The organism is Rhodococcus sp. OK302 (assembly GCF_002245895.1).
Lineage (GTDB): Bacteria > Actinomycetota > Actinomycetes > Mycobacteriales > Mycobacteriaceae > Rhodococcus_F.
Window position 1 is genome coordinate 5,756,409 of sequence record NZ_NPJZ01000001.1, and the last position, 15,576, is coordinate 5,771,984.

Annotated in this window: 13 protein-coding genes and 1 tRNA gene; 4 read left to right on the top strand and 10 right to left on the bottom strand. The window is 61.1% G+C overall.

Annotated elements, in window-relative coordinates; all coding sequences use genetic code 11:
• Positions 1–5: 5 nt before the first annotated feature.
• From mfd to BDB13_RS26310, 10 genes are all read right to left on the bottom strand, one after another.
• On the bottom strand, positions 6–3,650 hold the full coding sequence (gene mfd, locus BDB13_RS26270; RefSeq protein WP_441347217.1) for a transcription-repair coupling factor: 3,645 nt from the start codon (positions 3,648–3,650) through the stop codon (positions 6–8).
• A gap of 103 nt (positions 3,651–3,753) precedes the next feature.
• Complete coding sequence (locus tag BDB13_RS26275; protein WP_094274368.1) at positions 3,754–6,303, bottom strand: glycosyl hydrolase 2 galactose-binding domain-containing protein; 2,550 nt, start codon at positions 6,301–6,303, stop codon at positions 3,754–3,756.
• On the bottom strand, positions 6,303–7,289 hold the full coding sequence (locus BDB13_RS26280) for a DUF1839 family protein (protein ID WP_094274369.1): 987 nt from the start codon (positions 7,287–7,289) through the stop codon (positions 6,303–6,305). Before BDB13_RS26280 ends, BDB13_RS26275 begins: the two co-directional genes overlap by 1 nt.
• Complete coding sequence (locus tag BDB13_RS26285) at positions 7,289–8,236, bottom strand: amino acid--[acyl-carrier-protein] ligase (protein WP_441347218.1); 948 nt, start codon at positions 8,234–8,236, stop codon at positions 7,289–7,291. The genes BDB13_RS26280 and BDB13_RS26285 overlap by 1 nt, the downstream gene beginning before the upstream one ends.
• A complete protein-coding gene (locus BDB13_RS26290; RefSeq protein WP_254922969.1) occupies positions 8,233–9,411 on the bottom strand; it encodes an acyl-CoA dehydrogenase family protein in 1,179 nt (392 codons plus the stop codon). The genes BDB13_RS26285 and BDB13_RS26290 overlap by 4 nt, the downstream gene beginning before the upstream one ends.
• 8 nt (positions 9,412–9,419) lie before the next feature.
• Positions 9,420–9,662, bottom strand: coding sequence for an acyl carrier protein (locus BDB13_RS26295; RefSeq protein ID WP_094274372.1), 243 nt, complete (start codon positions 9,660–9,662; stop codon positions 9,420–9,422).
• Positions 9,663–9,810: 148 nt separating this feature from the next.
• Complete coding sequence (locus BDB13_RS26300; RefSeq protein WP_254922970.1) at positions 9,811–10,122, bottom strand: holo-ACP synthase; 312 nt, start codon at positions 10,120–10,122, stop codon at positions 9,811–9,813.
• Between the two features lie 48 nt (positions 10,123–10,170).
• Positions 10,171–10,299, bottom strand: a complete 129-nt coding sequence (locus BDB13_RS33160) for a hypothetical protein (RefSeq protein WP_254922971.1) — start codon at positions 10,297–10,299, stop codon at positions 10,171–10,173.
• Positions 10,300–10,442: 143 nt separating this feature from the next.
• Entirely contained in the window at positions 10,443–11,084 is a 642-nt protein-coding gene (locus BDB13_RS26305; protein WP_094274373.1) for a ScbR family autoregulator-binding transcription factor, read from the bottom strand.
• 189 nt (positions 11,085–11,273) lie between these two features.
• Entirely contained in the window at positions 11,274–11,927 is a 654-nt protein-coding gene (locus BDB13_RS26310) for a TetR/AcrR family transcriptional regulator (RefSeq protein ID WP_094274374.1), read from the bottom strand.
• A 164-nt stretch (positions 11,928–12,091) separates the two neighbouring features.
• Between BDB13_RS26310 and BDB13_RS26315 the strand changes: the two genes are divergently transcribed.
• The 4 genes from BDB13_RS26315 to BDB13_RS26330 all read left to right on the top strand — a co-directional run bounded on the left by BDB13_RS26315 (position 12,092) and on the right by BDB13_RS26330 (position 15,576).
• Positions 12,092–12,162 (top strand) — tRNA-Gln (locus tag BDB13_RS26315).
• 53 nt (positions 12,163–12,215) lie between these two features.
• On the top strand, positions 12,216–13,691 hold the full coding sequence (gene glmU / locus BDB13_RS26320; RefSeq protein WP_094274375.1) for a bifunctional UDP-N-acetylglucosamine diphosphorylase/glucosamine-1-phosphate N-acetyltransferase GlmU: 1,476 nt from the start codon (positions 12,216–12,218) through the stop codon (positions 13,689–13,691).
• Positions 13,688–14,668, top strand: a complete 981-nt coding sequence (locus tag BDB13_RS26325) for a ribose-phosphate diphosphokinase (protein WP_094274376.1) — start codon at positions 13,688–13,690, stop codon at positions 14,666–14,668. The genes glmU and BDB13_RS26325 overlap by 4 nt, the downstream gene beginning before the upstream one ends.
• Before the next feature lie 239 nt (positions 14,669–14,907).
• Positions 14,908–15,576 (top strand): hypothetical protein, encoded by a 669-nt coding sequence (locus BDB13_RS26330; RefSeq protein ID WP_206041052.1) that lies wholly within the window; start codon positions 14,908–14,910, stop codon positions 15,574–15,576.

Genomic DNA, 15,576 nt, shown 5'->3' on the forward strand with positions numbered 1-15,576 from the left:
CGCGCTCAAGCCTCCATGACAACAGCGCCGGCTGCCCGACCGTCGAGCGCCAGGATGAAGTCCGCGATGTACTGGAGCAGTTCCACATCACGCAGACGATCGGAACCGACACCACCGGTTCGCGGCATCGGCAACTGCACCAAGCCTGTGGTTGCCCGGTACTGCGCGCTCGGATAGATCCGTTTGAGCCTGATCTGCTTGGAATCCGGCAATGCCATCGGCGCAACCTTGATCTGCGTTCCGGTGACCGCCACCTCTTCGAGTTGGTACTCCCGAGCCAGGAGTCGCAGCTTCGCCACGGAAACAAGACGTCGGACTTCTTCCGGTATCGGCCCGTAACGGTCGACGAGTTCCTCGACTACGGCTGCAATGCCGTCGGAATCCGTTGCGGCAGCGATCTTCCGGTAGCCCTCGAGCCTGAGCCGATCGCTGGTGACGTAATCCGGCGGAATGTGCGCATCGACGGGAAGGTCGATCCGGACTTCCTTGGGCGCATCGTCGGTGGTGATAGGACGTCCGTCTGCCGCTGCCCGATACGCCTCGACTGCTTCGCCGACCAACCGCACGTAGAGGTCGAATCCGACGCCGGCTACGTGACCGGACTGCTCGGCACCGAGAACGTTACCGGCGCCACGGATTTCGAGGTCCTTCATAGCGACGGCCATGCCGGCACCGAGATCGGAGTTCTGCGAAATAGTGGCCAGGCGGTCGTAGGCCGTTTCGGTCAACGGCTTTTCGGGGGGATACAGGAAGTATGCGTATCCGCGCTCGCGGCTACGCCCGACCCTGCCTCGCAACTGATGGAGCTGCGAAAGCCCGAGCGAATCGGCGCGCTCGACGATCAGCGTGTTCGCATTGGAGATATCGAGCCCGGTCTCGATGATGGTGGTACACACCAGGACGTCGAAGTCTCGCTCCCAGAATCCCTGAACAGTTTTCTCGAGTGTGTCCTCGTTCATCTGTCCGTGCGCGACCACGACGCGCGCTTCCGGAACGAGTTCACGAATCTTCTTGGCTGCCTTGCCGATCGAACTCACGCGGTTGTGAACATAGAAGATCTGACCGTCACGCAGAAGTTCACGACGAATTGCCGCGGCAACTTGCTTGTCCGCATAGGCGCCGACGTACGTCAGGATCGGATGACGTTCCTCGGGAGGCGTGAGAATTGTCGACATCTCCCGGATACCCGCCATACTCATTTCCAGCGTACGAGGGATCGGGGTGGCAGACATCGTGAGTACGTCGACGTGGGTACGCAACGCCTTGATGTGTTCCTTGTGCTCGACGCCGAATCGCTGCTCCTCATCGACGATGACCAGACCGAGATCCTTCCAGCGGACGGCAGTCTGCAACAAACGATGTGTTCCGATGACGATGTCGACCTCGCCCTCGGCCATCCCGGCAATGATCTCCTTGGAATCTCGCGCATCGGTGAAGCGTGAGAGCCCACGAACCTTGACCGGGAACGATGCCATCCGCTCGGTGAAGGTCTGAAGATGCTGCTGCGCAAGCAGAGTCGTCGGGACCAGAACCGCAACCTGCTTGCCGTCCTGAACAGCCTTGAACGCTGCGCGGACTGCGATCTCCGTCTTGCCGTAGCCGACGTCGCCGATGACAACGCGGTCCATGGGGACGGGTTTTTCCATGTCTCCCTTGACTTCACTGATCACCGTCAACTGGTCGACGGTCTCGGTGAAGGCAAACGCATCCTCGAGTTCCTTCTGCCACGGTGTATCCGGGCCGAACGCGTGCCCGGGGGCTGCCTGACGCGCAGCGTAGAGCTGCACGAGCTCGCCGGCGATCTCGCGAACTGCCTTGCGTGCCTTTGTTTTTGTATTGGCCCAGTCGGATCCGCCGAGCTTGCTGAGCGCCGGCATCTCGCCACCGACGTAGCGGGATAATTGATCCAGCGACTCCATCGGCACGAACAGCCGGTCTCCGGGCTGCCCACGCTTACTGGCGGAGTATTCGATGACCAGGTACTCGCGTCGCGCGCCGCCGATGGTGCGCTCCACCATCTCCACAAACCGCCCAATGCCGTGCTGATCGTGAACAACCATGTCGCCGGCGGCAAGCGCGAGCGGATCCACCTGGTTACGACGCTTCGCCGGTAGTCGTTTGCCGTCACCGACTGCGGCAACCCGATTGCCGGTGAGGTCGGCTTCGGTGACGATGACCATTCCCGGCACATCACCCTGCCCGGGCACACTGCTACCGCCGTGCAGAACCAGACCGTCGTGCAACGATCCGCGCAACACCGAGACCTGACCACGGGCCGGAACCGCGCCGGGCTCGAGCATCGTGGCCGGAACCTCGGCCTCGCCGAGTCGCTCGTAGATGCGCTTTGCGGTACCAGCGCCGGCGACGACGACTGCCGCACGCCCACCGGTGCTCACATGCGCTCGGAGACTGACAAAAAGTTCGGCCAGGAGGTCGTCGGATCCACGTATCTGTGGGGCCGCCTGAATCGGAAGTTCCAGTTCTTCGCCGTTGCCCGACGCCAGCGGGCTGATGGTCCACCACGGACGCCCACCGGCTTCTGCGGACTCGCGTACCTGACGCAACGACCGATAGGCCGAGGCACCCAGACCGGACTCGCCGGCCAGAATGGACGTATCGAGAGGCGCCGCACCGCCGATCGATGCCGCAGTCCAGGACGCTTCCAGGAACTCCTGCCCGGTTCGAACCAAATCCGTTGCGCGCGTGCGCACCTTCTCCGGATCACACAGAACGATATGGGTTCCGTCCGGAAGAATATCGGAAAGTAGTTGCAGTTCACCGGGTTTCAACACCGGCAGGAGCGCTTCCATGCCTTCGACTGCAATACCCGCCGAGATCTTGTCCAGCATTTCCACCAGCGACGCGTCGGCCTGGTTTTCGGCTGCGATCTTCGCTGCCCGATCCCGGACGTCCTGCGTCATCAGCAATTCCCGACACGGTGGCGCAATCACGACGTCGACGTCGATATCAGGCAGTGACCGCTGATCTGCGACGGAGAAATACCGCAGTTCCGAGACCTCGTCGCCCCAGAATTCGACTCGAACAGGATGATCGGCAGTCGGTGAGAAGAGGTCCAAAATGCCGCCACGAACCGCGAACTCACCTCGTTTGCCCACCATGTCGACGCGCGTGTACGCCATCTCGACGAGTCGGACCAGCACGGACTCGAAGTCGATCTCGGTGCCCGCTCGCAAGGTAATCGGCTCGATCTCCCCCAACCCGGGCGCCATCGGCTGAACCAGCGAGCGCACCGTCGTCACCACAACACGCAACGGAGCGCCGTACGACGCGTCGTCCGGACGTGCGAGCCGACGCAGCACCTCGATGCGTCGCCCGACGGTATCGGCGCTCGGTGACAACCGCTCGTGCGGCAACGTTTCCCAAGACGGGAACTGCGCGACGGAACCCCCGATCATCTCGGTGAGTTCCTCAGTCAGATCGTCGGCTTCACGACCCGTCGCAGTGACCAGTAGCACCGGATTGTGCGCTGCGAGCGCAGCCGCGACGAACGGTCTCGCCGGCTTAGGCGCAACGATATCGAGTCTGGCGCTGCCGATCGCCTCGGTCACCGCAGTAAATGCAGTGTCCGCGAGTGCGGCCTCGGCAAGTCCGGCAAGCAAAGTCTGGGCAGCGGGCGGCAGGGCAGTCAACGAATGCGCTCCTCAGCGGTAACGACGAGCTGCGGACGAACAACCCGGGCGTCACCACTTCAAGAGTGAGTGACACCGAGTTGATTCTATCCGCGAGCGCGCCCTATCTACGCGGAACCCGCTTCGGTGTCGACACTCGAGGAGGATCGGCCACCGTCGGCGGCGCGACCGCCACGCTGGCATGTGAGTTGAGCGCCCTCACCCGACCGATCACCATCTTCGCTTGACCGACGCGGCGCAACCTCACTGTCCGCGAGCCTCCGGGTGCCAGATGGAACCAGGAATCCTCCGGATCGAATCCTTGCAGGTCCAGCGAAACGTACTGCGCCGTGCCTTCGGACGTAACGTCGACGACCCACTCCTCTTCGCCGACCGAGCGTGCAATTGCCGAGAGTCCCAACGAGCGTTCCAAAGGCCTGGCGACGCTCCCCAACAGGTGCACCACCTCGTCGAGCACCATGCCCTCGGAATTTTCGAGGGTGACCGTGACGGCATCATAATTGGCCGGGCCGAACTTGAAAACATGAGTGAGATCGGTGAATCGTCCCACGACGGTGTCGACGGACAGGCTCTGGCTTCCGTGAGCCTCGATCCTGACCGCGGCGACGGCATTCACCGGCACGATCCCGGACCGGCTGTGCGCCCGGATGCGGATTTCGCCGACGACCGGTTGCGCAGTCTCGTTCAGGACATCGAGACGAAGCCCATCCATTCCGTCGTCCGTGACGATGAGAGCCAGTGGTTTCGAGTAGCGCCGAAGCACGTACCACGGCGCTTTGGGGGTGCCCTGCCAATCGAGGACTCCCCATCCCGGCCCCGGTTCAAGATCCATCAGTGCCAGGGTGAGGGCTCCGTCGCATCCGGAATCTGCTCGACGCCAATGGCCGAGGACTGCGCCGAACGCTTCACAGATCGCTGCCCGGCCCAGGTCGAGATACCGTTCGGGATCGGACCAGCGCACCTCGCTCGGATCCTCTCCGAACAGCGTCTTGACGTAATGATCGCGAACATCTTCGAAATCCCACGACGAACCGTTGTCGCGCGGAACCGCCGCTTTCCACGCCGGATGGTGCCCCGCTGCCGAAACAGAACCGAATGCGGATTCGATCACGTTGTTGGAAGGCGGAATCGCAAATGCCAGGCACTCTGCCGCAAATCGCACTCGCGCGCGCGTCACGTCGTCGAGCGGACGACGGTATGCACCCACTCCGAAGTAGTGCGCGATACCGCTACCGACGTGGGTAACCAACTCTTCTCGCTCGGGCGGAGCGGACGGCGACGACGTCACGTATTCGACGTGGGGTGCGAGATCTGCAATCAACGACGGCAACTGAGAGTGAATGATCGAGATCTTCTGATCGACCAAACCGAGCATGGCCGGTTGCTGCTCGGTTTCGCTTCCACCACAGAAGACCACGAGGGCCGGATTACCGCCGACGCGCCGGAGAAACGTACGTATCTCAGCTGAGAACAGCGCAAAGAACTCTGCAGTGTCCGGCGGATCGAGCGTCGCGAGCATCGCATCCTGCCAGACGAGAATACCCAGCCGCGCGCACTCGTTCCAGAAATGATCGCTCTCGTACACCATGGTTCCCGGAACCCGAAGCATGTTCACGCCGGCGCCGGCGCACCGTTCGAGCACCTGAGTTGTCAAGGTCTCGGACTGGAAGGAGATCGGATCGGTAGGCACCCACAGCGAGCCCCGGCAGTACACGTCAATATCGTTGACCGACAGGCGAAATCCGCCCGCCGTTCGATCAACCTCGAGGCTGCGAAAACCGACGTTCCCCAGCTCGAACACCTTTCCGCCGACCTCGATCGACACCGGGTACCGGTGCGGGACGCCATGCGTGTGCGGCCACCAGAGATCCACGTCGGGAATCTCGACGACACCCGTGACGTCGGACAGTCCGTCTCTGCCAGGTTTGACGGCGAGCGACCCACGTACCGCACCGACAACGACCGCGACAGCCACGACACCGCTCGGCAAACCCGAGAGCCGTGCGGTGATCTCGACCTGACCTGCATCGTCATTGACGCTGGCCTCCAACACCCGCGAAACAACACCAACCTTGTGGGTATCAAGCAATCGGACGCCTCGCCACGGCCCCACCGGAACCGGAACTCCGGAAAACACCGCCGCCCGCCCCAGCATGGTCGTACGAATCCACCTCAACCCTTGCTCGCGGACCAAAGCCGAACGCCACCGGCCGCGTGGTCGACGGGAACTCAATACCGCTGCCATCGAATGAAAGTGGATGGCGATCGTGATCTCACGCCCGCTCGTCGTATCACGAGTCACGATCGCTTCACCGGGAACGAACATCGATTCCGACGAGATGGTCAACGTGTTGTCTACCCAGACATCAGCAAAAGCTGTCAGCCCGTCGAAGTGGAGCAGCCACGACCCCTCACCGGTCGTGGCCACCCGAGTAACGAACCACCAGTCCATGGTGTCGAGCGACTTGATATCAATGGGCCCGGGCCCATCCACATCGCGAATCGCCCCCGCCACGGTTCCCGGTACCGTCGCCCGGTGCCACTCCCCGGCGATCGCGGCCAGCTCAGCCGGATTCGAAACCACCCCGGGATCTGTTGCGATACAACGCCAATCTGCTCCGTCAAGCAAATCTGCTCGAGAGTAGCGTGCCATCACACCAGCCTGAGGTGGCGCTGCGATTCGACTCCGACGATGGACGTAATGATTTCCATGGAATTCTTCCAGGACACGGCCATCTCGTCGAGTTGATCACGGGGGTCCACGGCGCGTCCCCTCGCCGCACGCGCCATCTGGAATTGAACACTCTTTGCTCCCGCAGCAACCTTGCGAAAGCCTGCGGCAGCCTCCACTGTTCCGGAAAACCCTGCCGTGTCGAGAAATTCGCTGACATCGCCCGCAAGTTCAGCGCTGGCACCGCATTGACGCAACAAACCGAAGGACCAGAGATGAAACGCATCCATACCTGCCGCCTGGACCCACTCGGAATCCTCGACCACTCGTCGGCCCAACTCGCGCACCGGATTTCCCGGCGGACGGACTGCAACATTTCGACGCGCAACTTCCGCGACGTTCCCGGCATTCATTGCATAGCCTGGAGCGAGTCGAATCTGTTCGACGTAAGGAACGAACGACGGCAAACTCGAACGATCGAGGTCGAAAACACCGGAGAAATCTTCACCCCGCAAAACGTGGTATCCACTGTTGTGGAAGTACTCGAGCTCTCCCGCTACCCGATCGATCCGATTGGGAACGATCGTGGTCTTGGTATGCGCCTCATGGTAACTCGTCCCCAATGTGTCGGGAAGCCAATAGCCGTCGACCTCCACGGTCGACAACATCCCCGCCTCGAAATTGTCCTCGATATGTACCAGCGGAGCTCGCCAGACATTCATCTCTGCGACGTCGATTCCGTACAGCGCCACAATGTCTTCGGCCTTGAGCTTCAGAAAAGTCCACTGCGTACCGTCGAACCGCGACGAAAAAGCACAGGCCAAGGCCGGCACCGGGTCAAGCCCGAGCGAATGCAGCACCTCGATCCACAAGTCCAGGTAGCAGTTGGTCTGCGCCCACACTCGATCATCGCGGTGAATGGCGTGCGAGGAGTACCCGTCGGGGACAATATCCAGGAGGCGTGCCATCACAAACCCATACGTCCGCGAATTTCTGCCGGCCAGCCTGAGACCTTCAAGCCATGTGTCCGCAAGAGCGCCAAAGCAATACGTTCCATTCCGAATCCGACACAGGAACTGTGAGCAACCTCGCCATCGGACGTCGTAATTCCGAACGTCTGGCCGAAGTGGTCGAGGTGATTGTTGGACGAGACGATCGCAGTGCCCTCGTCGTGGTCGCCGTAGAGTCGAACGACCAACTCCGTCTTCAGATTTTCTTCGCGTTGGTTTGCGGCCAACATACGGCCGGCCCGCCCGAAGAAGGGATCATTTGCAATGACCGGCGTGGCCTCGAGGCCAAGTTCGTCGAGGACCCCGAGTCCGCGTCGGATCCAGGTTTCACGGTGAGCGGCCGCCGCGTGGGCATCGCCGATGGTCACGAACTCGTGCATCCGGAACGCCTGCATACGCGCCGGGTCAATCGCGGGTTCGTGACGGAAGCAAAAACCGTAGATATCAAGCAGCACTCCACCCTCGGGGAGGACGCCCGAGTACTGGGCATAGGCCGGATGGCAGGCAGCGGAGACCAGCATGGTCTCGGTCGGCCGGAGGTAGCGGTCCCACGATTCACCACTTGCACGATCAGAGAGCAACTGAGCGTGATCAAGATTGCTTCCGGTGAACGTGTTGATCGCACCGGTCAGATTCGGGAAGGACGCGATGTAATCGGTCCGTTCGAAACTGGTCCGCGGAAAAACAGGAGGAAAGCGCAGGCGTGTCGCCGATGACCCGGGACCTGCTGCCACCACCACGCGATCGATGCCGTCGATGATGTCCTCGAAAACCCCGGAGCGTCCGTACAAACCGTCCACATCAGTCTTGATAAGGAGGCCGCCTGCCAACAACTCTCGCTGAAACTCCGCCCTGGCAAGGTCGAGTTCAGAAGGGAAAACATCAGTTTCGGTACTAGTCGTCACAGTGTTCCTCGGTATCCGATAGCCATCTGGGCAGACCCCGCCATAATTCGATCGTTGTTCACCATTACCGCGGCGCCGTGTGCATCACGGAGATGCCGACCGAGCGAATACTCGCTGTCCTCGCGATAACCCGAGATCCCGCAGATGAGCATTGCCTGGCCGATGATCTCCACCACCGAGATCGACGTGGTGACCTTCAAGTTGTTCATCGACAACGCAAAACCGACGCTATCGGTGGTTGCCAGCTCGTCGGACCCGTCTCGGGTCTGCGTAGCGAGGTCGTACCGACGAGCAGATGAATCGACAAGATCGGCGAATTGCTGTGCTGCAGCTGCAGTTTCGGCCAACCGTAGAGCACCGGGAGATGAAACTCCCGGCTGCTTCCGGGCTGCTGCACGCACATACTTGCGCGCTTTCTCGAGCGCTGCATCCGCAATACCCAGCCAGACCGAACTCCACACCACATGCGAGACCGGAAGCATGGTGTTGGTGGAGATTTGGGAATACGGTGTCTTCGCCACCATGTCCGGGGTGGAGGTGGCTCGAAGGATATATCCGGCACTGCACGTGCCCCTCAGTCCGAGGGTATTCCAGTCGGTAGTCTTCTCCAGCGTCAGATCAGCTCGACGGCAGACGACGAGCACCTGGTCATTAGGCTGACTTTCCGGTGTTCGGCGAGCCGTGACGACTATCGCGTCTGCGTCCTCGCCGTACGAAATAACAGGTGCATTCTTGATCAACAGCAAATGACCACCGAGATCTTCGACCGCACAATAACTTCGGCTGACATCTCCGCCGATACCCAGTTCCGTGGTTGCAGATGCGAGCAACAATTGATTCGCAGTGACCTCGACAACAAATGCCCGAAGTGCCTCGGTATTTCCGTGCTTGACCAACGAATAGATCTGGGTCTGATGCATCGCGAAGATCATTCCGCTGGCGGCGCAGCGTGATCCGAGAATCCGTGCGATCTCGGCGACCTCACGCAAGGACAACCCTTCACCGCCGAACTCCGTCGGCACGGCCACGGACAGCAACCGCTGTGTACGCATCGCAGCAACTGCTTCTGCGGGAAAGCGCGCTTCTGTGTCGACCTCGTCGGCCCACAGTGCGGCAACCTCGTCCGCAACGAGTCGCGCTCGTTCGTGGGCGGTTCCGACGACTAACTCGGACATCGGCATGCTCACGCGGCACCCAGACCGATCAATGCGTCTTCGATCGATTTGACGCTCGCGAATGTACTCTTGCGCAGCAACTCGTCCGGAAATTCGATATCGAACGAATCTTCCAGTGCCAGCATCACATTGACACTGGCGTGGGATGTCAACCCCAATTCGTAAAGATCGGCTTCCACATCAATCGTACTGACGTCGACTGCGAGCCGACCGTGCTCCACGAGCACCTTGCGAATTGCCTGATCACTCATCGGTGACATCGTCCTTCTGTTTTTTGCGAAATGTCGCAGCGCGTGGCAATCACCATTGCGATGGCGACGTCCGCCTCATGCGAAATAGATACTTGAAAATCTTGAAGGTCTTGCGCTAAGGCAAGTTTCGCCGCTTCACCGGAAAGTACTACTCCACATCCCCCCACAGTTCTCGCGTTATCTCGATCGAATTCCACGGAAGCGCCGAGTCGAGTGGCCGGAGAACCTTGACCACCGCTTCCTTGGCCGCAAAGCGAGCAGCCAGTCGTTGATCGCGGGCCGGACCGTCACACGTCGTCAACTCGTGCGCTGTGAACGTCCGTTCCAGATAACGACGTCCGAAAAGATCGATACTCCGACTGATGTCGACAACGTTGACGACGTCGCAACCAATCCGAGGTCCGAAGTCTCGAGATTCGACATCCCGAGGGTCGACGGCCGGCATGCGCCCACTGCTCATCTGGTTACCCCTTCCATCGGTGTACCGGGCGGCCCCCTACACCGCCCGCTACACCGACTTGCTGTCGTCGAACCCGTCCGCCATGACCAACCCGATCAGTGCAGCAACTGCCTGGCTACCCAGAGAACATACCGCAACGTCCAGATGGTCAGCAAGATCGGACCGACGGACATTCAACTACCCATCAAACATACTCTTGGTTTGTTTCAAAGTGCCAACACCATGAAATGCCCACAGAGCGAAACTCGGGAACACAACGAGAGCAGCGGTTTCCGAACCCCGGAAACACCCGTCCGCGATTGCCTACACCTAGCCTGAGCTCAGTGTTCAGTCCCAAGACGTCGTGCAGCGAACTGACGGAAGTATTCGACCTTCGACTCAGGCACGACAACCGGCAGGACCATGTTCCAAGACGACTTCATCGACTCGGACAACTCGCGCACAGTTCCGGTCGCCGCCGCTACCAATCGGACACCCGACACCATCTGAAGCAAGAAACGTGCAATGTCCGATGAATCGACGTCATGACGCAAGTCGCCCTCGTCGGCAGCGCGACTGGCGAGTTCCCGGAAGATGTCGAGCCAGACGTCGAATGTTGCGGGCCCCGATCCCCGGTAGTCACCGATCTCGACCAGCAAACGGAATGTCGCCCGAACCAGCACGTCGTGTGCACCGATGTCGACCGTCACCGAAGATATGCCGATCAGCGATTCCAATGCCGGTGTCCGACGGTCCAACCACAGCTCGCATTTGGCGTCGAACCGGGCCGCACCTTCATCGATCACCGCCCTGGCCAGCTCTTCCTTGGAACCGAAGTGGAAGTACAGCGCCCCCTTGGTCACCTGCGATTCAGCGATGATCTCGCTCAAACTGGCGTTTGCGTACCCCAGACGTATGAATACGCCCGCCGCTCCGCGCAGTACCGAATCACGGGTGGCTTCCGCCCGTTCCTGCCTCACCATCGATCCGGCCTCCAATAACCACACATCGAACGCATCCTGACCCTCACCCGTTCACAGCGTCAAAATGGAAGGCACGGTCCAGCTTTCGGCGCACCTTTACAAACAAATCGCATTTGTCCATCAAACGATCGTGATACAGCCAACACAGCTTAGACTGCGATCCCGGTTCTACCGACAGGCACGCCTGCGTTAACCCTCCAATTGAGGGTCGGCCTCGAGATTGGTGAGCCCGTTCCAGCACAAATTCACCAAGTGCGCTGCTACGACTTCCTTGGACGGCGAGCGCTCGTCGAGCCACCACGTAGCCGTCGTCGACACCATTCCGACCAGCGCCTGCGCGTACATCGTTGCTAGTCCGGGGTCGAATCCACGCCGCGAGAAGTCCCCGGCCAGGAGGTATCCCACCTGACTGATCGCGTCGTTGAGGAGACTGGAATAAGTACCGCTGGGCGCCACGACAGACGAATCGCGAACCAGGATCCGGAAGCCGTCGGTATGTTCCTCGACATACGTGAGCAAAGCCAACGCAACCCGTTCGACTCGAACTCTCGAGCGATTCTGGGACAGCGAAGACGTGACCATCTCCAGCAGCCTCGACATCTCCCGGTCGACCACGACGGCGTACAAACCTTCCTTGCCGCCGAAATGTTCGTAGACGACCGGTTTCGACACGTTGGCACGCTGAGCGATTTCCTCGATCGAGGTTGCTTCGTATCCACGCTCGGCAAAGAGCGCCCGACCGATCTCGATCAACTGCTGGCGACGCTGGGTGCCCGTCATCCGGACCCGAATCGCTCGCTCGGGTGCGCGGTCACCGCCCGTCGGACCGGGAACCGTTGCCATGACTGCCTCTTTCCACCGTGCCGTCGGGCGGTTGTTACCGCACCTGTGGAAGCAAGCCTATCGGCACCTCGCGACCCGAAACCGAGGAGCGGTTCGACCTACGTGGGGTCGGCATGCGATTATTCTCTCGCGCAATCCACCGAAAGGTACGGAGAGCGTGGCAGTCCGCCGTGGTGTAATGGCAGCACCTCTGATTTTGGTTCAGATAGTTCAGGTTCGAGTCCTGGCGGCGGAGCTGGTAGTTGATGATCTGCCGCAGTTGTTGATCTATAGAGGGAGCTCAAACCAGTGCAAACCGCCGTGATCGTTCTCGCAGCGGGTGCAGGCACTCGGATGAAGTCCAAAACTCCCAAGGTCTTGCACACTCTCGCCGGCCGAACCATGCTCGCGCATTCACTCCACGCCGCGGCGGCCCTTAATCCGACTCATCTCGTGACCGTCGTCGGACACGATCGTGAGCGAGTAGCCGCAGCCGTGACATCCGTCGCCGCAGATCTGCACCGCTCGATCACCATCGCGGTGCAGGACGAGCAGAAGGGCACCGGGCACGCCGTCAGTTGCGGCCTCGAAGGCTTGCCGGCCGATTTCCGCGGCACCGTCCTGGTCACCGCCGCCGACGTCCCCCTCCTCGACGGCACGACCATCGCAAACCTTCTCGAGCGCCACACGAGCGCACCGGCCGCCGCCGTGACGGTGCTGACGTCCACGGCTACGGATCCCACCGGCTACGGCCGGATCCTGCGCACTACCGACGGCGAAGTCAACGCCATCGTCGAGGAGAAGGAAGCGACCGAGTCGCAGCGTTCGATCACCGAGGTCAACTCGGGCGTCTACGCCTTCGATTTCGAGACGCTGCGCGACGCACTGGCATCGCTCGATTCGAACAACGCGCAACACGAGTTCTATCTCACCGATGTGATCATGATCGCCCGACGAGCCGGAAAACGAGTTCGAGCGCAGCACATCGCGGATTCGGTTCTCGTCGCCGGCGCCAACGATCGTGTGCAGCTCGCTACCCTGGGTCGCGAATTGAACCGTCGGATCGTCGAAAAGTGGATGCGCGCCGGAGTATCCGTCGTTGATCCCGCGAGTACGTGGATCGACTGCGACGTCACCCTCGAGCAGGACGTCACGCTGCTTCCCGGAGTGCAGCTGACCGGTACCACTTCGGTCGGCGAAGACGCTGTGATCGGCCCGGATACAACTCTGACGGATATGACGGTGGGCGCCCGAGCAACTGTCGTCCGTTCACACGCCAGCGGGTCGACGCTCGGCGAGGACTCCACGGTCGGACCCTTCGCTTACATCCGCCCGGGAACGAACCTCGGCGCCCACGGCAAACTCGGCGCCTACGTGGAGACCAAGAACGCCGAGATCGGCGCACATTCGAAGGTTCCGCATCTTACCTACGTCGGCGATGCCACCATCGGCCATCACAGCAACATCGGAGCTTCGAGCGTCTTCGTCAATTACGACGGGGTGAACAAGACCCGTACTGTTGTGGGGTCGCATGTCCGGACCGGATCGGACACCATGTTCATCGCTCCGGTTCGAGTAGGTGACGGTGCCTACACCGGCGCCGGCACGGTACTGAAATTCGACGTTCCGCCGGGGGCTCTCGCAGTCTCGGGTGGGCAGCAACGCAATATCGAGGGTTGGGTCGAGAAGAAACGTCCCGGCACTCCTTCAGCCGTTGCAGCTGCAACGGCTGCGGAATCAGAGCGCACAGATCAGCAAGTACAAAAGGATGGCATGAACCAGTGACCGCGAATTGGATCGACAACCAGAAGAACTTGATGTTGTTCTCGGGTCGAGCGCATCCCGAATTGGCTGAGCAGGTGGCGAAGGAACTCGATATCCGCGTCACTCCGCAGACTGCGCGTGATTTCGCGAACGGTGAGATCTTTGTTCGCTTCGAAGAGTCTGTTCGCGGCTCCGACGCGTTTGTTCTGCAGAGCCATCCGGCGCCCCTGAACACGTGGGTCATGGAGCAGCTCATCATGATCGACGCTCTCAAGCGTGGATCCGCCAAGCGCATCACCGCAGTTCTGCCGTTCTACCCGTACGCCCGTCAGGACAAGAAGCACCGCGGACGCGAGCCGATCTCCGCTCGCCTCATCGCGGATCTGCTCAAGACCGCCGGCGCCGACCGCATCATCACGGTCGATCTGCACACCGACCAGATCCAGGGCTTCTTCGACGGCCCCGTTGACCACATGCACGCGCAGGGCCAGCTCGCCCAGTACGTGAAAGAGAATTACGGCACCGACAACATCTGCGTCGTCTCCCCGGACGCCGGCCGCGTCAAAGTTGCCGAGAAGTGGGCCGATGCGTTCGACGGCGCTCCGCTGGCGTTCGTGCACAAGACCCGCGACCCTCTGGTCCCGAACCAGGTCAAGTCCAACCGCGTCGTCGGCGACGTCAACGGACTCACCTGCGTGCTGATCGACGACATGATCGACACCGGCGGCACCATCGCCGGCGCCGTCAAGGTTCTCAAGGACGCCGGTGCGGGTGATGTCATCATCGCCACCACCCACGGCATCTTCTCGGATCCGGCTGCCGAGCGATTGGCTGCCTGCGGCGCCAAGGAGGTCATCACGACCAACACGCTCCCGATCCCCGAGTCCAAGCAGTTCCCGACGCTGACGATTCTGTCCATCGCACCTCTGCTCGCTCGGACCATCAAGGAAGTTTTCGAGAATGGTTCTGTGACTTCACTGTTCGACGGCAGCGCATAGTTCTAGCGTGTCCACGGGCGCGTATCGGCGACTTTTTCACGGTCCCCGATACGCGCCCTTCGCATTTCACCGAGCCTGGTGTACCCACATCCGGACCAGACCGATCAGTCTTCACGAAACCATTTGCGCGACACACAGATACCGCCAAATCCGACAATCGGCATGATCTTGATCACGCCCTCGTGGAGAATCCCAGGTCGATGTTGGGCCGGTGTTCACCGCCCCGCAAACTTCGCCTAATGTGGCTCGTCGTGATCGACGCGCAAACCTTGGAATCCCGGCCAGAATCTCATTCACTGAATTCATCAGTTCCGACGGTCCGGCGGTGGCGCCCAGGATCTTGTGTCTGGTGTGGCGACGACACCTCCGTCGAAATGTTCCGCAATGAACCGCGCTGCGAAAAGTGCCGCGAAAACGAAGGCATCATCGACGACGCCAAGCGCTTCCTCGGAATGTACGGCTTGCGCCCGCTCGGCGGAACGCTGCAGTCCGACGACGACGAAGAGCGCGAGTACCGCGTCACCGCCCGCGAAGCTCGCCGCGTCCTCAACGAAATCCGAATGGACGTCCTTCCCGACGCAACCGCCGTGCGCAAGGCAATTCGCCCCCGCGCCGCATCCGTCGTCGCCGACACGTCACCCGCGCGCGCCGCTCGCCCCTCCAGCACCGGCACCGCGACACGCGTAGCCGCTCCGGTGAAGACGGACACCGTCGACATCAACACGCTGCAGACGCGCGTTCTGGGGCTTCTTGATCAGCTCGGCACCGTCGACGAGCAGATCAAGGTCGCCGAACTCGCTCAGGGCCTTCCGGCTCGCGCCCGTCTGAGCGATCTCAACAAGCAGAAAGCAACTGTGCTCCGCACGCTGGCTGCCCTCGAGAAGGCTCGCATCGCCGCCTCCAACTAA